General features: G+C 53.1%; 1 protein-coding gene. It reads right to left on the reverse strand.

Annotated elements, in window-relative coordinates:
- Positions 1 to 103: 103 nt before the first annotated feature.
- On the reverse strand, positions 104 to 471 hold a 368-nt coding region (locus tag Q9J79_RS10295), incomplete at its 5' end, for a transposase (protein WP_301911212.1).

Here is a 471-nt window from a genome sequence, read left to right on the forward strand (position 1 = left end):
AACACAGGTTTTCGGCTGTTTTCGTTTCAAATATCCACTGATTCTACCCAAATACCCCCTTAATCCTCCCCGGATACCCGATAATCAGGCATCCGACCGCCTTTTAGGAGGCAGCAGGCGCACTTAGCCTGTTGGCGGCTTTCAACAGGTTCAAACACATCGCCTTCAGATGGCTTTGCGCACTCACTTTAATCAGCCCGAAATAGGTTGACCGCGCATAGCGGAATTTACGGTGCAGCGTACCGACGCTTTGTTCGACCACATAACGGGTCTTCGACAAATACCGGTTGCGTTTGGTTTGCGCTTCCGTCAGCGGACGGTTGCGGCAGGCTTTGCGCATAATGCCGTCCTGCAGCCGATGCTCTTCCAGATGTTGCCGGTTTTCCGCACTGTCGTAGCCTTTGTCGGCATAGACGGTCGTACCTTCGGTAATGCCTTTCAGCAAAGGCGACAGGTGTTTGCACTCATGGG

The organism is Neisseria viridiae (assembly GCF_962747995.1).
Classification (GTDB): domain Bacteria; phylum Pseudomonadota; class Gammaproteobacteria; order Burkholderiales; family Neisseriaceae; genus Neisseria; species Neisseria viridiae.